The sequence below is a fragment of the Candidatus Paracaedibacter acanthamoebae genome, assembly GCF_000742835.1.
Classification (GTDB): Bacteria; Pseudomonadota; Alphaproteobacteria; order Paracaedibacterales; family Paracaedibacteraceae; genus Paracaedibacter; species Paracaedibacter acanthamoebae.
Genome location: NZ_CP008941.1, coordinates 1,520,861 through 1,546,528 on the forward strand (window position 1 = coordinate 1,520,861; position 25,668 = coordinate 1,546,528).

15 protein-coding genes and 3 pseudogenes are annotated in these 25,668 nt (G+C 37.6%); 11 read left to right on the forward strand and 7 right to left on the reverse strand.

All coding sequences use genetic code 11. The features are described from left to right. The first annotated feature begins 58 nt into the window (after positions 1-58). Positions 59-3,532, forward strand: coding sequence for a tetratricopeptide repeat protein (locus ID47_RS06795; RefSeq protein ID WP_038465095.1), 3,474 nt, complete (start codon positions 59-61; stop codon positions 3,530-3,532). A gap of 123 nt (positions 3,533-3,655) precedes the next feature. Here ID47_RS06795 and ID47_RS13510 read toward each other — a convergent pair. Both ID47_RS13510 and ID47_RS13515 read right to left on the reverse strand, forming a co-directional pair. Continuing rightward, a pseudogene (locus tag ID47_RS13510) lies at positions 3,656-4,066 on the reverse strand (transposase); the annotation flags it as partial. Positions 4,067-4,075: 9 nt separating this feature from the next. Further along, positions 4,076-4,399 (reverse strand): annotated as a pseudogene (locus ID47_RS13515) (DUF1016 N-terminal domain-containing protein); the annotation flags it as partial. Between the two features lie 505 nt (positions 4,400-4,904). Between ID47_RS13515 and ID47_RS11900 the strand changes: the two are divergent. Beyond that, the gene (locus ID47_RS11900; RefSeq protein WP_051908722.1) at positions 4,905-6,209 is read left to right on the forward strand and encodes a ribonuclease III domain-containing protein; all 1,305 of its coding nucleotides are present in this window, start codon (positions 4,905-4,907) and stop codon (positions 6,207-6,209) included. A gap of 388 nt (positions 6,210-6,597) precedes the next feature. Then, positions 6,598-8,127 (forward strand): Smr/MutS family protein, encoded by a 1,530-nt coding sequence (locus ID47_RS06810; RefSeq protein WP_038465097.1) that lies wholly within the window; start codon positions 6,598-6,600, stop codon positions 8,125-8,127. 69 nt (positions 8,128-8,196) lie between these two features. On the opposite strand, the gene ID47_RS06815 is transcribed toward ID47_RS06810, so the two are convergent. Next, the gene (locus ID47_RS06815) at positions 8,197-8,388 is read right to left on the reverse strand and encodes a hypothetical protein (protein WP_038465099.1); all 192 of its coding nucleotides are present in this window, start codon (positions 8,386-8,388) and stop codon (positions 8,197-8,199) included. A 257-nt stretch (positions 8,389-8,645) separates the two neighbouring features. On the opposite strand from ID47_RS06815, the gene ID47_RS06820 reads away from it, so the two are divergent. Together ID47_RS06820 and ID47_RS06825 are read left to right on the forward strand one after the other, a co-directional pair. Then, complete coding sequence (locus ID47_RS06820; RefSeq protein WP_038465101.1) at positions 8,646-9,521, forward strand: hypothetical protein; 876 nt, start codon at positions 8,646-8,648, stop codon at positions 9,519-9,521. 12 nt (positions 9,522-9,533) lie between these two features. Then, on the forward strand, positions 9,534-10,802 hold the full coding sequence (locus ID47_RS06825) for a leucine-rich repeat domain-containing protein (RefSeq protein WP_038465103.1): 1,269 nt from the start codon (positions 9,534-9,536) through the stop codon (positions 10,800-10,802). Between the two features lie 800 nt (positions 10,803-11,602). On the opposite strand, the gene ID47_RS06835 is transcribed toward ID47_RS06825, so the two are convergent. After that, positions 11,603-11,827 carry a hypothetical protein gene (locus tag ID47_RS06835; RefSeq protein ID WP_156956693.1) on the reverse strand — a complete coding sequence of 75 codons (225 nt, stop codon included), beginning with the start codon at positions 11,825-11,827 and terminating at the stop codon, positions 11,603-11,605. A 69-nt stretch (positions 11,828-11,896) separates the two neighbouring features. Between ID47_RS06835 and ID47_RS06840 the strand changes: the two genes are divergently transcribed. Continuing rightward, on the forward strand, positions 11,897-12,214 hold the full coding sequence (locus ID47_RS06840) for a recombinase family protein (protein WP_232223286.1): 318 nt from the start codon (positions 11,897-11,899) through the stop codon (positions 12,212-12,214). Between the two features lie 47 nt (positions 12,215-12,261). Then, positions 12,262-12,396, forward strand: a pseudogene (locus tag ID47_RS12945) (IS5-like element ISParac1 family transposase); the annotation flags it as partial. Positions 12,397-12,610: 214 nt separating this feature from the next. Here the strand turns inward: ID47_RS12945 and ID47_RS11905 are convergent. From ID47_RS11905 to ID47_RS11910, 3 genes are all read right to left on the reverse strand, one after another. Beyond that, on the reverse strand, positions 12,611-15,253 hold the full coding sequence (locus ID47_RS11905; RefSeq protein ID WP_051908723.1) for a tetratricopeptide repeat protein: 2,643 nt from the start codon (positions 15,251-15,253) through the stop codon (positions 12,611-12,613). A gap of 49 nt (positions 15,254-15,302) precedes the next feature. Then, on the reverse strand, positions 15,303-18,170 hold the full coding sequence (locus ID47_RS06850) for an SEL1-like repeat protein (protein ID WP_051908724.1): 2,868 nt from the start codon (positions 18,168-18,170) through the stop codon (positions 15,303-15,305). 246 nt (positions 18,171-18,416) lie between these two features. Continuing rightward, on the reverse strand, positions 18,417-19,535 hold the full coding sequence (locus ID47_RS11910; RefSeq protein ID WP_232223216.1) for an F-box protein: 1,119 nt from the start codon (positions 19,533-19,535) through the stop codon (positions 18,417-18,419). A gap of 619 nt (positions 19,536-20,154) precedes the next feature. Here ID47_RS11910 and ID47_RS06860 point away from each other — a divergent pair. The 4 genes from ID47_RS06860 to ID47_RS06875 all read left to right on the forward strand — a co-directional run bounded on the left by ID47_RS06860 (position 20,155) and on the right by ID47_RS06875 (position 25,601). Further along, positions 20,155-21,828 carry an F-box protein gene (locus ID47_RS06860; RefSeq protein ID WP_038465109.1) on the forward strand — a complete coding sequence of 558 codons (1,674 nt, stop codon included), beginning with the start codon at positions 20,155-20,157 and terminating at the stop codon, positions 21,826-21,828. Positions 21,829-21,954: 126 nt separating this feature from the next. Continuing rightward, positions 21,955-23,661, forward strand: coding sequence for an F-box protein (locus ID47_RS06865; protein ID WP_084675972.1), 1,707 nt, complete (start codon positions 21,955-21,957; stop codon positions 23,659-23,661). Positions 23,662-24,090: 429 nt separating this feature from the next. Beyond that, complete coding sequence (locus ID47_RS06870) at positions 24,091-24,813, forward strand: leucine-rich repeat domain-containing protein (protein ID WP_038465113.1); 723 nt, start codon at positions 24,091-24,093, stop codon at positions 24,811-24,813. A gap of 185 nt (positions 24,814-24,998) precedes the next feature. Continuing rightward, on the forward strand, positions 24,999-25,601 hold the full coding sequence (locus tag ID47_RS06875; protein WP_038465114.1) for an F-box protein: 603 nt from the start codon (positions 24,999-25,001) through the stop codon (positions 25,599-25,601). The last annotated feature ends 67 nt before the right edge of the window (positions 25,602-25,668 follow it).

A 25,668-nucleotide genomic window follows, 5' to 3' on the forward strand; every position in this document is an offset into this window, starting at 1 on the left:
GTATAAAAAGTGATGTAATAACATCAACGTTACTTTGTTACAGGGGGTTTTTCATTTCATGAAAGAGGCTCAATACTTTCAACTTAAAATTCCTCAACTCCCCGCGGCATTTTATCCTCAAGCTTTACTGGAGATAAAAGGGATAAAATTCACATCAAGACACATAGATATTATCGCCTGTGTGGTGAATGGATCTACCGATAAAATAATTGCCCGGCTTTTATCTATTAGTCTCAAGACTGTTGAATCACATAAAAAGGATATAAGAGCTAGAATAAGGGAAAAATTCCCAGAAGATATTATCTCTTTCATTCTTAAATCGGAGAAGGTTGAGCTTGTAAGACATCATTATTTAAAGCTTCTTAATAAATTTGAGTTTGAACAGGAACTCCAACTCCTCTCTAAAATGAAAAGTAAAAAAGACTATGTTTGTATAATAAAACCTGAACCAATCAGTAAAAAATTACAGCAAAGCACACATGATTTTTTGAACTTGCTTATCGGACATCTTAAGCTAGCAGGAATAACAATAGGTACTGACTCATCTGAGCAAGAAGCTTTAGTCCCCACCCTTTACATTGTGACTGAGAGTTTTCAACAAGAAGAAGCCACAAAAAGCGAGAATATCATCTTCTTGCTACAGGATAAAAATAGAAGGGGAGATTTTCTAAAACAAATAGGTAAGACTCCGTGTATAGATTTTAGTGACCCTAAAAACTATTTGGCTGCGTTTGCAGCACTTATGAAGGAATTTTATCCTGAGACAAAACTTGATAAACTATTGTCCGTGGGAAACGGAAGTGTTAAAGACAAGTTATTTGACTCCAGTCCATATCAGGCTATTTCATCAGCATCAGCCTCATCCCAAAAAGAACCCCTAAATAACTTCGGATATTCTTTCCATAAAAGAAGACAGTGGAAAATAGGGATAGTGATAGCTATTTGCTTTAGTATTGTTAGCTTCCTATTCTTGGAATGCAATGACAGTAAAACATCTAATAAAAGCCAAAGCCACACAATACCTTTCATTCGATCAGATCTATCAGTTCCAACAGATAATGTTTTTTTACAACGGCCACAATTAATAACTCAAATTGATGGAAAATTCAGTAATCAAAAAGGTATTCAAACTGTTGTTTTGCTAGGAATTGGAGGGTCCGGAAAGACAACCCTTGCACGCCACTATGTCCGTCAGCATAAAGCTTCCCTTGTTTGGGAAGTAAATGCACAGACAAGAGGAAGTTTAAGAAGTTCCTTTGAACGCCTTGCATATAGCCTTGCAGCTAAGCAAGAAGAACAGAAAATCCTTAGAGGATTACAAGAAATATCAGACGTTGAAGAAAAAGAAAGAGAGCTTATATTATTTGTTCAGGAAAGGCTGAGAACCTATCCAAACTGGTTTCTTATCTATGATAATCTGGAGATGAGAACATTTTCAGAGATCAAAAGCTACCTTCCTCAAGATACTGAGATTTGGGGCGAAGGGCAAGTGCTTATTACAACGCGCGACAGTACTATCAAGAATACAAAATATATACCCACCCAAAATATTGTAGATATAACTATACTTAATAAGGAGGAAAAACTTACTCTTTTTGCGAGGATATATTATGAATGCGAATCTTGGAATTTAGATGAGAATGAAAAAGACAAAGCCAATAAATTTTTAGAGAACATAGCCTGTTTTCCATTGGATGTATCCACAGCAGCTTACTATATAAAAGACACTCGACTTAGTTTTGAGGAATATTTAAAAAGAATCAAAGAGCTAAGAGAAGATTTTAATATTTCCCAAGAATCTCTTATGAGAGAAATAGGTGAATATACTCACACACGCTATGAAATTATTGCAACTACCTTAAAAGAAATTATTGCTAAGAATCCTGATTTTAGAGATTTACTCCTGTTTATTAGTTTATTAGATTCTCAAAATATCCCTATTGATTTACTGCAAACCTGTAAAAGTAAATTGATAGTTGAAAACTTAATTCATAATTTGAGGAAATATTCCCTAGTTACAGATGAATCATCCCTTCCAGGAATTAATGAAAATTTATCCATGCATCGAAGTACCCTAGAAATAAGCTTATATTATCTTACAAGGTCTTCAGATTCCGAAAATAGGAAACATTTAATCGAGAAATTCTTATTCTCCCTGGAGCATTATATAGAACAAGCTATTGACAGCTTAAATCTTCCCAAGATGAATATTTTGGTAGCCCATTGCAGGGCTATGTTAAGTCATGAGCATTTATTAAGTACGAAAATAAAAGGAGTCCTAAATTCTAAATTAGGTGTTATGCTTTTTTTCTTAGGCCAAGATACAAGGGCAAGACAACTCATGGAGCAGAGTTTTGCAGACTTAAATAAGGATAAGGACAAAAACCATATCAGATTAGTTTGGCTCTTAGGATACTTAGGCGACATCTATAGATATAAGGGGGACTATGAAAAAGCTAAAGAACTTCTTAACAGAAGCCTAGAAAGCTATAAGAAATACGATCCTCAAAATTATAGTAAAATAGCTTGGGTTCTAGTGTGCCTAGCAACTACCTATTGGCCTTTGGGGGATTATAAAAATGCAGAATTCTTTTTACGACAATGTGAGGAACTTTATGAAAAGCATCCCCCTAAAAACCGGAATATTCTTGCCTGGTGCCTAGTGACTTTGGGGATTATTTATAGAGAAAAAGGTCAGTATGAAGAATCTAAGATTTTCTTAGAACGAAGTTTAGCTATTTATCAAGAAGATCCTGACAACTATTTAGGAGTCAATTGGGTGCTTGCTAATTTAGGAGAAGCAAATAGGATTCTAGGCTATCCTGAGAAGGCTAAAAGCCTTTTAGAACAAAGCTGCAGGAGATATAGAGAGTATTATCCTGAAGATCATATTAGAATAGCTCCAGCTTTAATATTTTTGGGAGATACAAATCGATCATTAGGCAATTACGAAGTGGCTAAGAAACTCCTTGAGCAGGGTTGCGTGATTTATAACAAGAATTTCCCTAAAGATTACATATGGGCTGCCTGGGCGAGTTCTACCCTAGCATGTATTTATAGAGAAAAAGGTCAGTATAAAAAAGCTTTAGATCTGCTAGAACAGAGTCTGGTTATCTATAAAAAGTATTATGGAAAAAATCACACTGAAGTTGCTCGTAAATTAAATGAGTTAGGGCAGGTATATTTTCTAGAAAATCATCTAGACAAAGCAGAGGCCATATTTTGTAAAGCATTAACAATTTTTGAAACAAAGAAACATCTTGACGCATTTATTGTTCTTGAAGCTTTAGCAGAGCTTTATATCAAAAGATCAACGCAAGCAGAAAATGAAAAGCGTTATTTACAGGCTCAAAATTTGAAAAGTCATGCTATCGCCTGCTTAAGCAAATCTTTAAAGATTATAGAGCCAAATCTCCGCCGAGATTCCCCCCATATAAAAAGAATTCAATCTAAGGTCAAGGCATTAATTGAAAGTATAAGCTTGGAGAGAGATAGAGGATCAAAATGTAATATCCCCAGTTTAGCAAGCTAGTTTTAAGGAAGTCTCCTAATTTTTGTTTTGGGTTAAAAATCTTTGTGCAAATGCATGTGGTGAAATGTGGCGTTGTTACGTAAATGGGAAGCAATAACAAACTCTCCCTTTTTCCCAAAATTATTAGATTTTAACTGATTCCGGCATGCCAAGATTAGTAAAAGTGTTCAAAATGAAACACCCAAGATGTAATTCGGCATCTTGGTTATCCCATAGCCTGGCATTAAGCTTACGACCGATCATCTCTTTATAGCGGTATATCGTATTTTCTACTTTTGTTCTCCTGCCATAATCATTTTTTGTTTGCCAGGCGTATAGTCCCTTTTTATCAATGTAATTAATACCCTTTTGTCTAACAGAGCAGTGCTCTTTTGATAATGAAGGAGATCCTCGAGCTGGAGGAATAAGGGGTTTAATGTTGACTGATGCCAGTTGGCTGTAAACATTTTGACCATCATAGCCTGCATCAGCAATAAGCTGCGTAATCTTTGTCGCATTCGCCTGCTTAAGGTGAGCGTCTAAGCAGGATCGATCAGACACTGTCGCAACAATTTCTAAGTCAGGGAAAGTATCATAGAATTTTATCATGCGGAATAGAGCAGAGGTTGTGTACCCTTTTCCAAACTCTAACGATAATTGTTGCGACAGTGTCGCAACAATCTTTTCACCATACTCTGATTTCTCATCCATTAAAATCTGTGATTTTATAAGCTTGCCTATATTCCAGTTAAGTAAGACAAGTTCTGTGTTTGCTTTAGAAAGAACGTTTCCTTTTGCCTTTTCAATCAGGGACTTGATACTTGAAAATAGCTTGATTTCCATATCTAAGGCAGAAGATAAATTTTTAGACACAGCAAATCTCTTCATTTAAAGAATTGCTGAGTGCTTTTGCAGTGAAGGGAGCTTTTTTGTCTAACATAAATATAATCTATATTGTCATTCAACTAACTTATTAGCTTAAATTATTTAAACGGTTTTTCTAGTGTAAATAGATATTATTTTGATCCCTTAGCGAAAGTTGCTAAGTAAGCGTTCTTTTTCGAGGGGCCTTATAAAGTGTCAAGTTCAGAAGAGGAATTCACAGATTTCAAAAGAAGAGTTCGCACTCAAGTATACAAGTATATGCAGCCCTTTATATCGCTAGATTAAATTTTCAGTGCTTAAATTATAAAAGGTATTTCTCTTAGACAACTTCACAATTTGACTCTAATTCTCAAGTAGTTGCTGATATGAGGTGAAGTGCGCCTCATTAAGAAACAATTTGGATTTTAGCTCTCTTAAATGTACCCTTATTTAAACTCCTGAAATTCTTGTAACAGAGCCAATTTTATTTAGCTTAAATAAAGAGGTATAAATTTAAAAGGATATCAAGATGAATAAAATTAAAGTTTTTCTAATCTGCTTCTTAGTGCCGCTTTATAGTCTGTCTGGGCATTCTTGCGAAATTCAAAGAGAACGACCTCGTAGGATTAGCCAGCTTCAGTCCCATCCTTTTGAAGCTTTTTTAGATTATAAATTTTCTGATCCTGGGCTACTGCAAAAAGCTTCTGCTCCTCGAAGCCAGGGCTTCGAACGTTTAGAGTTTCTCGGAGATAGGGTATTGGGTCTCGTGATTGCTTGTCTACTTTATTATAGCTATCCATCAGCCAAAGTCGAGAGTTTGGCTCAACTTTTTGGACACCTAACTTCAAAGAAAGTTCTAGCAGAAGTTTATATAAACCTCCAGGTACACCCCACCTTAATTTCTTCTGAGTTTTATAAGGCTCCCCTAGCTGGTCCAATTGCTGAAAAAACAGCTTCTGATATAATAGAAGCTCTGCTCGGAGCCGTCTATAAAGATAAGGGGCTGGGACCATCTCAGGAATGCGTAAAGAAGCTATTCTCTCCCTATATCGAGCACGGGCCAAAAGCCAAAGCGATATCTGATTTTTCTCTGCCTCAACAGAAACTTTCCTTTCCCGATCTAGGTATACTCCAAAGGAGAATCTCATACCACTTTAAAAACGTTATGCTTCTGCAAGCAGCTTTTATTCATTCAAGCGCCCATGGAAGAAACTTTGAAATCTTAGCATTCCTAGGCACGAGAGTGCTGGCCCTAGGGATTGCCGAGAATGCCATAGATTCCAATCCTGTTGCTAGTGAAGGCCTTCTGACAGAGAAGTTTGTTGAAAAGGTTAATACACCTCGACTTCAACAAGCCTTTGAGAGATGGCAGCTTGGGTATTTTCTTATTAGGAATGAAGGCGGCTTGGGCCGCCTCTTACCTTCTCCTCATACGGCGCCACGCATGGCAGCCCAAACTATTCAGGCTTTGCTTGGTGCCATTTATTTAGATGGCGATTGGATAGCAGCGCGTGAGGTGGTACAAAAGCTCCTTTTCTCTAATCCCCCGCTCACCCTGGAACTCTCTTCAAGGGAAAGGCTAAGATCCCGCTTAAGTGGACCCCTGAAAAAGCAGAAAGGAAGCGATCCCCAAGTTCATAACTCCTTTCCCCCAGAAAATGGCCCCACTCTTGCTATAGAAGAATGGCCGGCCTTAGGTAAAAGCGAAGGTACCAATCCAGAGGAAATAAGATGGCCAAGGAATCTTATTCGCCGTAGCTCACCTCAATTGCACGAGAAAATTTCCTCATCGGCAGATAAAGAATGGCCAGCTTTAACCAAAAAAGGGTGTTAAGAATATACGGCCCGCCCTTTTTGGGGCGTTGTCACATTAACTGATATGAGAAAAAATTCTTAAGAGGAGTAAGTTTTTTAGGTAAAATTTTCCTAATATTTAAAACTAGCAATGAGTTCCAAGAAAGAGTTAAATTTTTTCAACAGGGACATTTCTTCACTACTTAAAAAATTCTTGATAGGCCCAGTGTGTATAAAACTCCTTGAAAAAAGTATTAAAAGAGAATATGCAAAAGAAGAGGTATGATAAATACTTTTTATAATAACCATCATCTCATCGTTTAACCCTCACTTATCAAATTAAGCGCCGATTGGTGCAGCTAAGGAAATGGAAGAAATCTAGCAAGCAACAGTCCCTCTAAAAAGATTAAATCCTCATAGGAACAAGAATGAATAACAAGAAAACTTTTACTTTTAAAAGCACCTTTTCTGATCGGGAAAGGGCTTCAATATGGCAACGTTTAACTCCTATATTGATAATAGTTATTATCCTTTTCTATGGAGGTACGCCTTCTCTTCAAGCAATGGAAAAGCAAGAAGAGTGGACAAATTATTCCTCTTTTTTTCATAATTCTTGTCATCCTGGCGCCTCTAATCCCTCCTCCCAGGTTAAGCTGGAGACTTCAAGAGAAGATCAATTGCCAGCAGTATTCCAAGGCAAAGCACAAGCAGCTACCGCCCAAATTCAAACTATATGGCTCCAAAAAGTACATCAAGTAGCATCTTTTGAGGAATTTATGGTATTGAAAAAACATTGCCTTAATATGCTTGCACGAAGCAACCAACCACTTAAAATTGAAAAGCGCTGGCACACCCGCCTTAGGCAACTTGAGGAATTTGCCCAGAACCCCCCTAACTTCGAAACAATTGAAGCAGAACAAAGGAATAAAAAATCTTTGTGCCTACCTAATGAGGAAGACTATACATTATTAAGCCAGACTTCTCCATCACTCACAGCAAAAACATTATTGGGTAAGCCAAATTCTCCGAAGAGTAAAGGCAGAAAAAAATTAAATTCCCCCGACAAATCTAAATTAAATTCTAAAAATAAAAATATCGGGCGCGAAGAATGGCCTGAAAATTTTGAAGATTTTTCTTTCCCCGAATTAGAGTTATTCAAAGTCCGGTGTATGAATATGCTTGATTATGAAGATCTTTTTTTAACAACTAGAATTTGGAAAGAGCGTCTACAAGAGATTGAAATGTTATTAGATGGAAGGGAATCTAGATTAAATTTTCCCAGAATCTTGAAGCTAACTTCCGCCAGACCTTGCAGCCATGATGGATATATAGTTCGTCGCATTTATATAAATACGAAGAACCCCCACCTCCTTGATTTACACGGGGTTGCCTCTGCACAATTAGCGCAAATAAAGGTTACTCAGTTTATTAACGCTGCCAAATCCAAGTGTAAATCGCATGTTCATATCATAACTGGAAAAGGCAACCATAAGAATCACAGAAAACGGCAAGGAGTTCTTTTTAAAGCTTTTCCGGGATGGATCAAAAGCAACAAGAGTGTAACAGGATATACAGTTGGCAAAGGTGGGGGAAGTTATAGTGTGACTCTTAGCCCATCTACTAAACTCCAGAAAGTCATCCCCTATAAAAATTTTAACCAACTAAGGCATCTAGAGCTACAAATAGCTTGGCAAATGAAACATGGTAAGAGCAGCTTACCTTACAAGCAAATGTATAAAGAGCTGATCCATATGCGGTATAAAACACAACTTTTAGAGCAAAGCCAAGCAGTCTACGATGAACTCAATAGTTTTGTCTTTCTACCAGAGAGTGCGGGTGAGGTAAGTAAAGAGGGTATAGTTGAATTTGAAGAAACAGAGAGTAATTCAAGTAGTTTACATAAAGCTCGGCTTGAAAATTTTTTAACTGACAAACAAAAAATAAAGTTAGGGCTATAATTGGCCCTAATGCAAGAAATTGTGAAGGTTAAAATTGTTTTTTAAAGGGAAGACCGGTGCCGTCATTAACTATGTATGTAAGGATTTAAGTTTAGCATTAGCAATCATGACGATTTTACGCATAAGAGCTGTCAAAGCGACGATCTGCCGTAACTTTAATATCAAACAGGCCACCTTATAGGATGCCCTTGTACGCCAATCTGCTTCCTTATAAAGGAAATACCGACTGCCCTGCTTTTTCTCCTTGAGATACTCAATCATGAAGCTATCTTATAAATTCCTTCATTGTGCGGTATTAAAATTTCCTAAAACTGTTAGCATTTCTCTTTAAACACAATAATTATAAGATCCTCAATAATTAGAGAACCTTGGCGCATAAACTTTGAAGCTGACCCAAGATCAGACATCATTCTTGTTCCTGAGAGGTATTTTAGGACGATTTTTTACGTTTCTCCCAACAGGGATTTCAATTATATGTACCATTATAAATGTGTACAAATTTAAGAGATATATCCCATATGCTTCATCTTATAAATAAGAGATTTCGTAATTATCTACAAGCTATAATAGGAACTATATTCGCTTTCTCCTCTTGTTCTGCTGCTGATTGTTCTGCTGCTGAATCAGATGAACCTCCTGGCAATATAGAAAGAGAATGGGGAGGACATACTAGCTTTCAAAGAATAGCTGAATTAGAAAGTGAAGGTATATTAGATGTTAAGGCAAACGTTAGGATTTTATGTAATTTCAATAGACTGGCTAGACAAGTAGAAAACCTTAATGAGGAAAACACGGCGCTCCAGAATTCCCTAACCACTATATCCTCCTCCGCTATTCCAACTCTGAGAAGATGTATCTTTCAAAATATAACCATGAAGAAGACAATTGATGCAAAAGGAGGGAGTATCCAACATGCATCTGAGCACATCATCAATAATGAAGCGATATTAACGGAATGTCTTAAAGATTATGAAACTTCTTTATCTGCACTGTTAAAAGAAAAGCATCCTTTGCCACTGAGAAGAGATACCAGCCCTTTAGGTGAACACGCAGGTTGGTATGAAAAGTCTGTCGGTTTAAGAACAGTTCATAAGAAAATAGAAGAACTTGAAAAAGAAAACATTTTAGATGTGAGATCCCATGTCAGAGTTAGAGATAATCTGAATCGAGTGCGAGAACAAGTTAGGGAGTTAAAGGAAAATATAAATAGTCAAATTGATCAATTTAATTATCCCAAAGAAATAGCTGTTTGTGTTCGATCAGCCGCTGAATTTGCGCAAATTGTAAGCCCTGATATCTCAATAGTGCATGCTCAATTCATGCATTGCTTCCATAATCCTGTCTTAGAAAGAAAATCACAAGAAAGAGCTTATACTCTCTTCCCATTTAAATAGGAGATTTTTACCTTGATATCATTTCTATTTTATTCCCTCCCCAAGCAAATTATTCTAAAGGCTTTCCTCGTCCTGTTCTGTTTAAGAATCTCTGCAATAAATTGCCAAGAAGTAGGCTTTGATAAGGGAAAAGAAGTAGCCGAAATCAAACAGCAAGAAGCACACCTTAAGCAGTGTATTAATTTACTGAGACAAACAAAAAGAAGCCTTAAGGAAAAAAGGCGAGCTTTAGAAGGAGAAGTACTAGCCGTTCAGCCTTTCGCTCACAGTGAAATTATGGATAAGGGGTTATATCTTCTTTTACTACCCCCAGAGACATTTTATCATCTTCTCTCATTTATGAATTTCTCATCTTTAATTTCCCTAGAAGGGACAACTAAGCAATGTAAAAACCTTATTGACAATTATTGGCAATTATACGCTGAAGCTTTCTTAAAAGATCCACTATTTACTCCTTATGAGCCAATGAGTAAAAGTAAAGGTTTTAAGCAGTTTTGCATTATCTTGGAGAAAATGAATGTGGCCTATCATAATTTTTATCTATCAGATGCTACCGCGGCGAGAACTATATTAGACCTTGCCTTTAATAAAAGCTCTTTGACAACTTTTAAGATACGCACAAGACAAAATGGTGAAGCTATCATACAAGCTCTTCCTTTCAACTCATCAATAACAAGCTTGTCAATTGAGTCCTCTGAATTTTTGTCCGATTATAATGCTGTAGCTTTCTTTAATGCTTTACAAAAGAATAGAAGCATTAAAGAGTTAAGTTTTTCCTTGGCTAAAATCGCTCCAGAAGGGATGATCGCTTTTAAACACTTCATAAGTGATACAGTAACCCTTCAAAACTTAAGCCTAAGGGGAGTTGAAGATACACACGCGCAAGAGTTTGCTCCGTCCTTAGCCTATACTAAAAGCTTACAAGACTTAAGATTAGGCAACAACAAAATCGGACCGAACGGTGCAATGGCAATTGCTCAAGCTTTAAAACATAATACGACAATTAGTTGTGTGTACTTAGGACAAAACCCGCTACAGGGAGAAGGAGCAAAAGCTTTTGCCGAAACCTTGTTATGTAATTCCACTCTAGAACTCCTTTATTTAAACTGGACTAACCTAAATCTAGAAGCTGTAGAAGCCTTAGCGGAAGCATTAAGGAGTAATATGCGGCTCAGAACCTTAGATATAACCTATAAGGAAGTAGGACACTATTATCCTCTTTTCAATCGAATTAAGGAATATACTACACGAAACTATCTCGCTTCCAGAGAAGAATCTTAAGTACAAAATTTGAGCATTTCTGAAGATTTTGATGACTATTTATTTAAAGTATCTCTATTTTTGATAAGGCCCTCTTTTAAGACTATTTCTTTATAATCTTAGTGGGCGAAATGCATTATAATTTTTTAAGCTTTGTAATAAGCCCCATATGATACATTTTATAAGACCTGCAAGGATAGGAGATTACAAAGTATACTTTGTGCCCCACTCTTATTATGACCTGCATTATATCACCTAAAATATCCTGTACAAGACAGCTTTATAGGTGGATGAAATCTTGCCTTGTTTTTTGCAATGGGTATTCTTACTATTTTTAAGGGTGCCCCTTAATTCTTGTAGGACTGCTAAATAAACGATCGTTTTTCTTGTAATCAAGCTGGAAAAAGCCAAACAATGCAAGTCCCCAATTTGCCAGACAACTTCTAAAAACAAAGACATATACAAAAGCAATGCACATTAAATAAGTGCCATCTTTTTTCTTATTCTCTCCAACCCCCTCTCAGCTTTAATTTTATCCTCGCTCTTTTCTTCAGCTTTCTCATAGGCCCTAGAGTAGCATTTTTTTGCCTTATATAAGTGCTTTTGCGTTCCCCACCCATGTTCATAACTTTGTCCTAAGAATACTTCCAAACGATCAATGATTGTATTTTTTTTCTACGTTCTTTCTGGCATTCTTTATTAACCTTAAATTCTATAGTTAACCAGTACTTACCCGCATGGTAGTTATACCACTCTACGCTCCATTTTATTATATTCTCATGCTTAGAAACGATATTCCTTTCCATTACATCTTCATTACGTCAGTCCCAATCACGGCTGAAATAAATTGAGAAAAATCTTTTTTCCGCCTCTGGTGACTTGCTAGAAAAATAGCCTTTTGCAGCCAAATATTGAGCATGAATGTTTCCTTGATTCCCTAAGCTGGAGAGATAAGATAGAAAAGAAGAGTTTTTATGGTATTTTAAAAAGTCATCTAAACAATCATCCTTTGAATACATTTTAAAATCATCTTTTATAATCTTCAATTCGGCGCCGTCAAGTTATTGACATGATCAATAACTTGACGGCGCCCGTAAGTACCACTGTTGCTAAACTTGAAAAAATGGGTCAAGGTTCACTGTCTGGCGTTTGGAGGTGTTGACCTCCCCAGTTCAGCTGGAAAAATGACTATGGGAGTGATTAATGCCGTTGCTCAATTCAAGCGCGATCTCTTAATTGAACGCACACAATCCGGCCTTGCTGGAGCCAAATCAAAGGGAAAAACTCTTGGTCGACCAAAAATTTTCTCAGAATTACAAACAAAACAGGCGATACAGCAATTACGGGAAGGCAAAACTATTGCAGCTATTGCAAGGAACTTTAATACAAGCCGACAAACCATCATACGTATCAGAGATACTATCAATCACTAATACATTCCTGTAGTACCTTATGTTCCTTTATGTAGATGGACCCTAAATACCGCTATAAAGAGGTGATCGGTCGTAAGCTTAATGCCAGGTTATGGGATAACCAAGATGTGGAATTACATCTTGGGTGCTTCATTTTGAACACCTTTACTAATCTTGGCATGCCGGAATCAGTTAAAATCTAATAATTTTGGGAAAAAGGGGGAGTTTGTTCTTGTGTCCCATTTACGCAACAAAGCCATGAATAACCGAGTTGATAACGAATATGCCCCCTCGATTAGAGAGGAACAGCCGTTCCTCTCTAATCATCAAGTTACCTTGATAAGTATTATCTTACAGGATTTTAAACAGACAAGTTGATGACGATGCCTGTTAAACAACAACACCACAATTTTATGTCTATTTGAGAAAAGGATACTCTTCTGCAAACAGACAGTTACGGTGATTTATACCTTGCTTTAAAAGAATACTAAGATGTTCAGGAAGTTTTTTGATCTCCTCTAATTCATGTAGGTATTCTTCCTTTTCTTTAAAGAGTACCTGCTCTCCTTGTGAATGCTCTGATAGGGCTTCTTCGGGGTGTTCTAAGAGAATAAGTAAAGCATTAAATTCATCACGATCTATCCTCTGGCCATCACGAACGGCACGCTGCAAATTAACAGCTTTCCCAAGGAGGCTTTTCTGATCGCCTTTAAATAGCTTTTCTAAAAAGGCAACCGAAGCTAAAGCTGCTTCCCATTTTTTATCTTCTCCTTTAAGGATTGACATAAGTTTATTTCCCTTCTCGACCGCTTCTTTCCCTAAACAAAAGTATATACTTTCCTCAAAGTTGTATTCCTCATAATATCGCTCTTGACCTCGATGTTCTGTTCGATAGGAAGGATGTGTGAGGCGCCAACCATTAATGAGATAGCCTATTTTAGACAAGTCTTCTATAATACTTAAAGTTTCCTCTTCCATATATACAAGGGCTCTATAGTGAGGATAAAGAAGAGGAATAGCGAGCCCTTGCTCTTGAAAAGAGGTGTTCGAGCTTCCTTCAGGATCATTGAACATGGCTTCTAACTCGTGAACTCCTAGGAACTGTTGAGTATAATCCTTTAGGTTGATAATATCTTCCAAGTACTTAGGAATGTATTCAGCAAGTCTTTCTTCCTGCTTAAAGATGTTCTTCAATACTTTTTGTGCTGTTATAAGATCCTTACGTGCCGCTGACAGATACCAAAAGAGGGCCAGATCATAATTTTTTTGAACACCCTTACCATTTAAATACATAACCCCTAGATTGTATTGAGCATTGACATGTCCTTGGTTAGCCGCAAGTGTAAAATAATGAGCTACTTGCTCATAATCTTGCGGAACACCTTGGCCAGCATAATACATATTTCCTAGATGAAATTGAGCATGTACATGTCCTTGGTTAGCCGCAAGTGTAAAATAATGAGCTACCTGCTCCTCATCTTTCGGAACGCCGCGTCCATTATTATACATAACCCCTAGATTGTATTGAGCATTCGCATTTCCTTGGTTAGCCACAAGTGTAAAATAATGAACTGCTTGCTCATAATCTTGCGGAACGCCTTGGCCACTATCATACATAATTGCTAGATTGTTTTGAGCACCAGCATATCCTTGGTTAGCCGCAAGTGTGTACCAATGTACTGCTTGCTCATAATCTTGCAGAACGCCCCTCCCCTCCAGATACATACCCCCTAGATTATTTTGTGCACGGGGATTTCCTTGGTTAGCCGCAAGTGTGTACCAGTGTACTGCTTGCTCATAATCTTGCGGAACGCCTTGGCCACTATTATACATAATTGCTAGATTGAATTGAGCATTCGCATTTCCTTGGTTAGCCGCAAGCGTATACCAGTAAGCTGCATGCTCATCATCTTTCGGAACACCTTGGCCATTTTCATACATACACCCTAAATTGCTCTGTGCTCTTGCATTTCCTTGGTTAGCCGCAAGTGTATACCAATGAACTGCCTGCTCATGATTTCGCGAAACCCCTTGCCCATTATTATACATAAAAGCTAGATTGCATTGAGCCCTTGCATTTCCTTGCTCAGCTGCAAGTGTATACCAGTAAGCTGCCTGCTTATCATCTTTTGGAACGCCTTGGCCATTTTCATACATACACCCTAAATTGCATTGAGCACTGGCATCCCCTTGGTTAGCCGCAAGCGTATACCAGTAAGCTGCCTGCTTATCATCTTTTGGAACGCCTTGGCCATTTTCATACATACACCCTAAATTGCATTGAGCACTGGCATCCCCTTGGTTAGCCGCAAGCGTATACCAGTAAGCTGCCTGCTTATCATCTTTTGGAACGCCTTGGCCATTTTCATACATAAATCCTAGGTTGTATTGGGCACTTACATGGTCTTGCTTAGCTGCAAGTGTATACCAGTAAGCTGCCTGCTTATCATCTTTTGGAACGCCTTGGCCTCTATCATACATAATCGCTAGATTATATTGAGCTCTTGCATTTCCTTGCTGAGCCGCAAGTTTAAAATAATGCACTGCCTGCTTATCATCTCTTTGAACGCTTTTACCTTTTAGATACATAAACCCTAAAGTGCATTGAGCACGCGCGTTTTCTTCTTTTGCTTGATCTATAATCTGCCCCCTTACCTTCTCTGGTAAGCTCCATCCTTTATCTTTATGAGCCTTGCGTACACACAAAGCCGCAAAAGTATTATGGTATGAATCTAAATAGGAATCCCATTGATCTAATGCCAAGTCTTTAATAAGAGCTAACTCGAAAGGTGAAGAGGATAATAAGCCTTTTTCTATTTTCTCTTGAAAGTAATCAAGGATTTTTTGCTGGGCTACTTTATCACTTTGAGAGGTTAGAGGAAGAAGAGAGATTATTTCATCTCGAGAAAGAGAAACTTTGCTTCTTAGAGAAGAATACCCAAATTCATCTGGTCTTTCCGATGTAAATCCAAAAGAGTATAAATTTAAAAATATTCCCCCTGCTATGACAAGAACAACTCTAGATGATAGCTTGTGATAATTTGTTTTGGTATTTTTCATGACATCTATCCCTCATAGCCTTCTTTAAGGCGAAGATATCCTTCTTCCCTCAATCTTTCTTACGAGAGGGTACAGATACTTCACCTAGATGTTTCACTATTTGGTCTACGTGATACTCTCTACTTTGTTTAATACTATTTATACTTTTCAAGACTTCTGGCGCATCTTTATGCCCTTGCTTGGCAGCTTGCTGTAACCATTTCACAGCTTCTCTTTGATTCTGTTCATTTTTTTTGGTATCAAGGCCAAGGGGTTCATCAAAATTGTTATAATAACATAAGCCAAGGGCGAATTGAGCATTTACATCTCCTTGTTCAGCCGCTAGTTTATACCATTTTGCAGCTTCTCTCTGATTTTCAGCAATACCATTTCCAGTGCTGTAGCAATATCCAAGGCTAAACTGGGCTTGTGTGTGTCCTTGCTCCGCCGCTTTTCTAAACCATTTTACCACTTCTATTTTATCCTCTATTACTCCCTCACCGTTATCATAACAGAACCCCAAATTAAGTTGTGCGCCCGCATGGCCTTGTTCAGCCGCTAGTTTATACCATTTTGCAGCTTCTGTTTTATCCTGGGCTATGCCTTTACCCTTATCATAACAAAGTGCAAGGCTAAACTGAGCTTTTGCATACCCTTGATCAGCTGCCATTTTGAACCACTTTGCAGCTTCTTTTTTATCTTTTTTTATTCCTTCACCTTTATCATAACAACACCCAAGGTTGTATTGAGCGCCCATCTCTCCTTGCGCAGCCGCCAGCGAGTACCACTTTACAGCTTTATTTTTGCTCTTTTTAACTCCTTCACCGTTATCATGAAAAATTCCAAGGTTATATTGAGCTGTTGCATGCCCTTGTTTAGCTGCTTTTTTGAACCATTTTGCAGTTTCTTTTTTATTCTGTGTAACTCCTCTACCATTATAATAACTAAGTGCAAGATTGAACTGAGCGCTAGGATGGCCATGCTCGGACGCTATTTTATACCATTTCACAGCCTCTACTTCGTTTTGAGCAACTCCCTCGCCATTCTCATAACAAAATCCAAGGTTAACTTGAGCCTCAGAATGTCCCTGTTCAGCTGCTTTTTTGAGCCATTTTGCAGCCATTGATTTGTCTTGAGTAACTTCATCGCCCGTAAAATAGTGCATACCTAGATTAAATTGAGCAGTTGCATCGCTTGGTTCAGCCTGAGGTTCTTTTTTTGTTGTTTTGAAACAGCTCTGTGCTTTTGCATGCCCTTGTTCAGCTGCTCTCTTAAGCCATTTCACAGCTTCTGTCTTATCTACATTTACCCCTTCACCTTTATTATAACATATGCCTAAAGCATATTGAGCATCGCTATGGCCTTGCTCAGCTGCCATTCTGAACCATTTCGCAGCTTCTGTCTTATCTACATTTACCCCTTCACCCTTATTATACTTAAGCGCAAGGTGGAATTGAGATTTTGCATAGTCTTGTTCAGCGGCCATTCTAAACCATTTTGCAGCTTCTGTTTTATCTTGGTCCACACCTTCCCCCTTATTATATTTAAGCGCAAGGTTAAATTGTGCCCCTACGTGCCCTTGTTCAGCCGCCATTTTGTACCACTTCATGGCTTCTATTTTATCTTGTGCTACACCATCACCCTTAGCATAACAGCCTGCCAAATTAAATTGAGCTCCTGCGTGTCCTTGTTCAGCCGCCATCCTAAACCATTTTGCAGCTTCTTTTTTGTCCTCTTTGATTCCTTCAGCGGTATCATAACAAATCCCAAGGTTATATTGAGCGGTAGGGTGCCCTTGCTCCGCTGCTTTTCTAAAGCATTTTACAGCCTCTATCTTGTCTTGAGTAACTCCTTCACCCTTGGTATAACGCATGCCTAGGTTATATTGAGTCGCTGCATCATTTTGTTTATCTTCTTGTTCTTTGTTGAAAGCTTTGAGGTAACTTAGTGCTCTATCATGACCTTGGTCAGCTGCCTTTTTAAGCCATTTCACACCTTCTGCCTTATCGGGCTCTACGCTTTCACCCTTAGTATAACGTATACCTAAAATATACTGAGCATTTACATGTCCTTGCTCCGCCGCCATCCTAAACCATTTTACAGCTTCTGTTTTATCCGGGGTAACCCCCTCACCATTATTATAACTTAGCGCAAGATTGAACTGTGCACTGACATCTCCTTGCTGGGCCGCAAGCGTGTACCAATGAACAGCCAGCCTCTGATCTTTTGGAACGCCTTGGCCACTATCATACATAAATCCTAGATTGTATTGAGCACTAGCATTTCCTTGCTTAGCGGCGAGTGTAAACCAGTGTACAGCCTGTTCATCATCTCGCTGAATGCCGCAGCCATTATTATACATAAATCCTAGATTGGTTTGAGCATTCGCATTTCCTTGCTTAGCGGCGAGTGTAAACCAGTGTACAGCCTGCTCATGATCTTTCGGAACGCCCTCACCATTATTATAATAAACCCCCAGGTTGAATTGAGCGTTGGAATACCCTAACTCCGCTGCCATCTTACACCATTTCACAGCTTCTATTTTATCCTGAGTAACTCCTGCACCAGTAGCATAACAGATTCCAAGGCAGTATTGAGCAATGGGGTGCCCTTGATTAGCTGCTAATCGGTACCATTTTATAGCTTCTGTTTTATCCTGGGTAATTCCTTCACCATTAGCATAACAAATTCCCAGCTCAACCTGGGCATGGAGATATCCTTGGTCAGCTGCTTTTTTAAAGCATTTCATAGCCTCTCTTTTATCTTGGGCAACTCCCTCACCTTTAAGATAAATAATTCCAAGCATATATTGAGTAGCAGGGTCCTCTGATTCCTTGGATGTTTTTAGAGGAGAGTAAGGTTCATCACGCTTTTCCATAGCATTCAAATTTAAAACCAGCAGGGAAGAGCTTAAAACAAGGCTATGAAATGATTTCATTGTTACACTCACTTAAAATTATTTATTACGGTTACCCTTAACTAGGGCATATTTTATAAAGGAATAAGATGTTTAATACTTTCGTAAAAGGATAAAATTCTTTAATAATTTACTATAATGTTATCTTTTTGAGAGGGGCTATACGTTGCCTCCGAATGGTACAAGCATAAAAAAGTCGAATGTCCTCTTCAGCCCCCCTTTATTAAGAGAGAGAGCGACCATTATATGAGACAAAGTCAGTATTAATTAGTACCTTACTATTATACCACGCGCAGAGAATTCTTTAAGTTTTTGCTCGGCTGTAGAAGTAAGAGGATTTTCTCCAATCCTCAAATAAGTAAGGCTTGTTAGCTTTTCAAAAGCCTTTACGCCAGACTCTCTAATGTGATTCTCGCCCACACAGAGGTTTGTAAGCTTACTTAAGCTATTCGCAAGCACTTCAATGTCTTTATCACTAATTCGATTCATGTCTGCTTCAAGAGATGTAAGATTGGTTAACGGGGAAAGTTCTCCTACTTCAGAAATACCATTATCACTTATATCAAGGAATGTAAGACTTGTGATTCTTGCAAGTGGCTTCATTCCAGCATTGCCGATATGATTAATGCCCACTGTAAGAGATTTTAGGTTGGTTAATACTGTAAGTTCTTCTAATCCAACAGACAAAATACGATTGTTCCACAGATTAAGGGAGGTAAGATTGGTTAACTTTGCAATTGGCTTAGTGCCAGCAGGTCCAACCTTATTACCAGCTAGAATAAGGGTGGTAAGGTTGGTTAATGGGATAAATTCTTCTACTCCAGGATTTCCAATTCGACTATTCCACAGGCTAAGAGATACAAGATTAGTTAAATTTGCAAGCGGCTTAGCGCCAGCAGGTCCAATCTCATTGCTATCTACCTTTAATTCAGTAAGCCTGGTAAGAAATGATAAAGAGCCAAGATCTTCAATTTCCCATAGTTTAAAACTAAGGCTCAAAGAACGAAAAGGTAAATTTTTAATTGTACCAATAACTACAGATAAACGCTCACCCTTCACTTTTCTTGTTTGCTGAGGCCAGACTTGCATATCAATAATTTCTTTCATTCTAATGGAAATTTCTCTCATGCTCACCTGGTCTTTTAGAGGAAGAAAAAAAAATATGTCCGTTATACACTCAGGGGGAAGAGTATAAAAACCTTCTTCAGTCGAAGAATGATCTTCAAAAGATTGAGAAATATGAGCTAAGTTTCCTCTCTGTAATGTGGAAGAATAAAATTCATCTTTTCCTTCTGACGTAAACCCAGGTAAACTTGAAAAGAGCAAACTTGTTAAAATAAAAACAGCTCTATACGGTAGCGTGTTATAATTTATTTTAATACTCATTATAGTCATATAATGTTCCTTACCTTCTTTATATTAATGGTAAAAATTAAAAATTTTTACCATTAATAATAATAAAAACTTTGATGATAAAAAAAAGATTAATTATTGAAGAAATTTAACTATTTAACTTTTATGTAAATAATGAGTTGATATTGTATGTATATTACTCGAGATGAGTTAATTTAAGACATACATAGTTTTAATTCTTTTAAGAAGATTCTAAGATATATAGTTACTCTGATTTCGACAAAGAAATTTAAAAAAAACAATTCTATAATTTAGGCACCTAATCTAATAAGAAGGTTTATAAAGATGCCAAATATATTTGATATAGCGATAAACGGAAGTAGAGTAAAATTTTACTCAACTGCTGATACAGCTCACATTAAAATTGAAATAAAATATTTTAGGAGTAAAGCTCTCATCAAACAGCAGGAGTTTTCCAATTAAATAAACTTCAATCCTTAACTAAACAACCTGTATGAATATTGCTCTTGTCAAGGGTAGAGTAGTATTAAAAGAGAAGCATAAGATTGGAAATTGGGTAGATATATTATAGAGCTTTTTAAAAGCATTTTAATTTCGCAATAGCGATTAATGATTTCAAAGAGGCATTCTTATGGTTAGGACAAGATTTTTTTCCTTTATAATATGTGTGTTGCTAAATCCTAGTCTGTGCGGGTTTGCCTTAGAGATAGAGGAAAATCTGGAGACCAGCCTCCATAAAAGAAGAATAACTATAGACACTTCTACAGAGAGCAAAAATATATCCCACAATCATCCATCCAAAAGAAGAAAAATAGAGAGAAATTTTGACTCTAAAAGTTTAAAGGAAGTTTCTTGTAAAAAAATACCTCTATCTTCATATGAGGATGAAATAGAGAAATCTCTGATCGAAGTACTGCCCATGGAGATTATGCTTGAGATCTTTAAGAAATTATCTTTATCGGATATTGTGCAGTCAAGCCAAGCATGTTGGGAATGGCGTATCTTAAGTGAAGAGCCTCAACTCTGGAAAACAGTGCGTCAAACAATTCATGGAGATTATTCTGAAAGTGAAGCCACAAAAGAGAATGCCAAGCGTCATTGGTTGAGAATAGTAGTGAACACTCTGTCAGATCTTGAAAAAATTGAGTATCTGGTTACCAAGTATCAACTTAATAATGGGCATCCTTTTGAAGGGTATAAGAATTTGCCCCTTTTCCGAGCAGAAGTACCTATCTTACGCATAAAAGAAAGGGCTGCACAAGGTTATGAAGTAGCAATTGAGGCAGTTATTAAATGGAGAATGGAAGGTATTAATACTAAGGAGGGAGAGATTATTGAAAAAAACCCTCAAGCAGCCTTTGAGTTTAATGAGCATCTAGTGATGCAACGCAATGAAAAAGCACTTATGCGGAAAATAGAAGGGCTTGCTCATGGCAGATGGGGCTATGACAAAGATCCAAAAGCAGCCTTTAAGCTCAATGAGTATTTAGTAGGACAAGGGAGTGAAACAGCAATTAATCGAAAAATAGAAGGCTATGCTCGTGGCTGGTGGGGTTATCATAAAAATCCAAAATCTGCTTTTAAGCTCAATGAGCGTTTAGTAGGACAAGGGAGTGAAACAGCAATTAGTCGAAAAATAGAAGGTTATGCTCGCGGATGGTGGGGTTATCACAAGAACCCAAAAGTAGCCTTTGAGTTTAATGAGCGTCTGGTGGGACAGGACAATGAAAAAGCGCTTATGCGGAAAATAGAAGGGCTTGCTCATGGCAGATGGGGCTATGACAAAGATCCAAAAGCTGCAGCTACTCTCATCGATTATTTAGCAACCCAAGGTAACGAATGGGCCATAGAACAAAAAATATTTGGTCTGTGTGGCTATAACAATGATGACAGTACATATCAGCCCGCCGCAAATCCAAAAGCTGCCGTTGAGTTTAATGAGCGGCTGGTGAAGCAAGGCAATGAAAGAGCATTTATACGAAAAATAGAAGGCCTTAATAAAGGCCTATCAGGCTATAAAAGAGATCCAAAAGCTGCTTTTGATCTCAATGAAGGTTTGGTGAAGCAAGGTAAGCAAGCAGCAATTATTCGAAAAATAGAGAACCTTAAAAGTCGAGAGGCAAGCCATTACAAGCGTTTCAAGGGTATGCCTAATTTAAAGGATTGGATTGAAAAAGAAGCACTAAAGGGTAGCCGTTGGGCTCGTTACTTGAAAGCACAAGGGCTAAAATATGGTACGTTTGGCTTTAAGATGAATCGCGCTCTCGCCATTAAGTATATTAGAAATCATGGGATTCCCTACTAAAAAGGATAAGCTTAAAAATGGTCGCAAGCGGCCATAAATGAAGCTACTTGTAGAATTGTTAAATATTGCTGAGTGTTGAGATGGGCGGCCTATAATGTAATATTTTTTAAGAAAGAAGGATTAAAGATGTATTTATGGCGTTCTTTATTGTTGTGCCTTTCGTGTTCTACATTTCTCTTTTCTCTTCAAGCGTCTGAGTTTATAGAAAAGGAGGAAAGAGTAAGAGTGTCTTTTAAGCGATCTAGTGAGTTTCAACTTGCTAATGAGCTTATTATTCATATTTTTTCTTATTTACCCATGCCTAATCTTCTTACCTGTTCTCAAGTCTGTAAAACATGGGAAACTCTTAGTGAAGAGCCTATGCTTTGGAAACAAATCTGTTTGATAATTTATGGGGATTACCCACTAGAAAGAGCGAGCAAAGAGAATGCTAAATATCATTGGTTAAGAATTTATGTAAATACGCTGTCAGATCCTATCCAAATGGCAGATATAATTTACAAACATAATTTAAACACAGATCACCCTTTTCAAAAATATCGTCGTTTATTACCTTTTGAGACCAAGGAGCTTATCAATGAGCAAGTTGCACTAGCCGATAAAAAAGCACTTATAAATTTTGGAAAGATGAGGTTTAATTACTATAACAATTATATCTACTATGACTACGAAGAGGATCCTAAAACTACTATTGGTATTATTGAGAGCCTAGTACAACATGGAAATCAAGAAGCCATCAGGATAAAGCTATATGGCCTTATTTTTGGAGAATACGGTTATAAGAAAAATACTGAATCAGCAATTGATTTTGCTAGAGATTTGATTAAAGAGGGCCATCAAAAAGCTATTAGCCAGAAGGAATTATGCTGGTTGGAGCTGGGAGCAAAGAGTTATAATGGTCAGGAATATCCCAATAACTTCGTTGCTCTGCTTGAAAACTTAGTTGAAGAGGGACATAAAGCCGTAATCGCTTGGACGATAGGATCGCTAATGGTTGAGTTGGGGGAGGAGGAAGGCTCTAGAGCAGCCGTTGCTTTTAATGAAAAGATTGCCCTGCAGGGCAATCAAACGGCAATTAATATAAAAATACAAGGTCTTGCAAAAGGCAAAAACGGCTACCCAAAGAATCCTGAAGCAGCCGTTGCTTTTAATGAAACTTTAGTTGAGAGAGGAGATGAAAAAGCTATTAAGCGAAAATTAAAGGGTCTGGAAGAGGGAAAATACGGCTATGTCCGCAATCGTAAAGCTACGGTAGCTTTTAATGAAATCCTGATTAAACAGGGAAATCAAAAAGCTATAAAAAGAAAACTAACAGGACTGACTTATGGTAAATATGGCTATATAGAAAACCCTCGTGAAGCCTTTGTTTTCAATGAAACTTTAGTTGAGAGAGGAGATGAAAAAGCTATTAAAAGAAGACTATTTAAATTTTCTCCTGTTCTTCAAAGTGAAGGGGGGGACCAAATGTGGCTTAATGAGACTTTAGTCGAGAAAGGAGATAAAAAAGCTATTAAAAGAAAACTATTAGGTCTCACTTTTTCACACTATGGTTATGTAGCAAATTATGAAGCTGCAATTGCTTTTATTGAGGGCTTAATTAAGCAAGGCAACAAGAAAGCTATTAGGCTCAAATTAAAAGGGCTTACTTATGGTAGATATGGTTATTTAAAAAACACGACTGAGCTAAAAGCCTGGATCGAAGCAGAGGCAGTTAAGGGGGCGCGGTGGGCATATTATTGTACGGCAATTGGCCTGAAGCATGGCATCTTTGGTTTTACCATCGACCACGATAAAGCAGTCGAGTATATAAAATTTTATAAAATACCTTATTAACTATTTCTAATTAAACGATGTTTAAAGAGGCTACAACTATAAACTTTACTTAAGAGATTATACAGCTTCATAGATAACTATAAAGAATCTTTAAAGCATTATTATAAGAGCAGAAAATAGATTTTAAAGCCTTAGGTTAGTTTCTCTCTTATGCCTAAAATGTCAACCTAGATCATAATTTTCATACTTTTAACAGACAAGTATCAAGTGTGAACTCAGAGAAAGAGCTAAATTTGAAAAATAAAAAATAATATTTTTATGAGGGCATCTGTTCAAGGTTAAAAGCAAGTGATTTTTGTTGAAAAATTTGAGGATAATATTATGTACAATAATTGTTAATTTAAGTCAACAAATTATGGATGTACTGATAACTTCTATGTCTTTTCAGAGTAACGAACCACCAATTACAATTATAGAAGAGGAAAAGTTATGGAAAATAATTATAAGAAAATTAAGAAGAAAATTGGGATTCTATTGTTGCTGAGCATCCTAAACCTTTGTTGGCAGGGCACAGCTTTAGCTATGGATAAAAGAGCAGCTGACCACGCGTATTGCGACCAGCAAGGGCAATTACTTCTAAACAAACAAGGGGTGATGGACAACGATGCAACATCTGAGACTTCGGTTGTAGAGACTTTGGTGGTCGGTCTTGGAACATCGCTGTTACTTGTCAGGAAGGATCCTAATAATCTCCAAAGCTCTAACGCTGCTGAAAGTGACCCCCTTCTTTTTAAACGGTTGCCCGCTGAAATAAATTTTTATATTTTCCAATTTTTAAAATCGTACTATGCCAAACAAGCTGCACTTGTATCTTCGTTTTTTTACAATTTTGTTAATTCAACAAGGAATCATTTAAAGCTCAAGTGTTCCATCACAGATGAGAATCTCATAAAACTTGTAAAGAAGTACCCGAACATCACCTCACTGAATCTGGAGGAGTGTGAAGAACTCACAGATGTAGCGCTCCTCACGGTGGCGAAGATGTGCCCTAACCTCACCTCACTGAATTTGTTGGGATGTCGAAAGGTCACCGCTGTAGCTCTCATCAAGGTAGCGGAGATGTGTCCGAAGTTGCCACCGCTGGATCCACGGAAGTGTCAAGTGATCACCATGGCAGCTATTCGTAGGGTAGCGGAGGAGTGCCCGGTCTGATTTCACTGAATCAGGAGTGCTGGGGAGAAATGGCTGTGATACTGTCTTAAGCGTCAAGAGACATTTTGAAGCAAGTCAGAGTTGAAGGGTGTTTTATGTTTAATAATGCCAAACACAATATGAAGAAGTTTGCGTGCCTTAAGATAAAGGGCCTAAATTAGTGTTTATAGTAAAGGAGAATTAAGATGAATGTAAAACTGATATTTTTTATTTCTCTCTTCTGTAGTATTGTTTGCTCAACGCAAGCTACTGAAGAGCATGATAAGGAGAGAGCAGCACCCGCTATCAATGTGCTTCCTGATGATATAATGGCTGATATTTTTAATCATCTACCAATTAAAGGGAGAGCAAGTGCAAGCCAAGTCTGTCGAAAATGGGAAGAAATAATAGAAACTTCTTCCTCATGGAATTTAGTGCGCCGTAATATTCATGGTGACTACCCAAAAAGTGAAGCGACAAAAGAGAATACGAAGTTCCATATATTCAGAGTGCATGCTAATACTCTTTCAGAGAGTAATAAAACCAAATACTTGGTCGGTAAATATAATATTAATAAGGGGCATCCATTTGCACTATATCAAACTTTAGTAAATAAGTTTCTATCGACGAGAGCAAATGAAGCGGCTAGAGAAAAGCAAATATTGGATCTTACTTACGCCACATATAGCTCTGAAAAGGGCCCGCGGTCCATTGCTGATCTTTTTTTAGAGCAAAGTAATAGCACGGCTATAGAAAGGAAGATAGAGAGGTTTCTTGAGGACGAGTATAGTTATGAGAAGAACTCTTAACGGTTCTGTCACAATAAAAATTTGCGACAGAACCTAAATATCAATGGGGATAGGATGAGTGCAACAG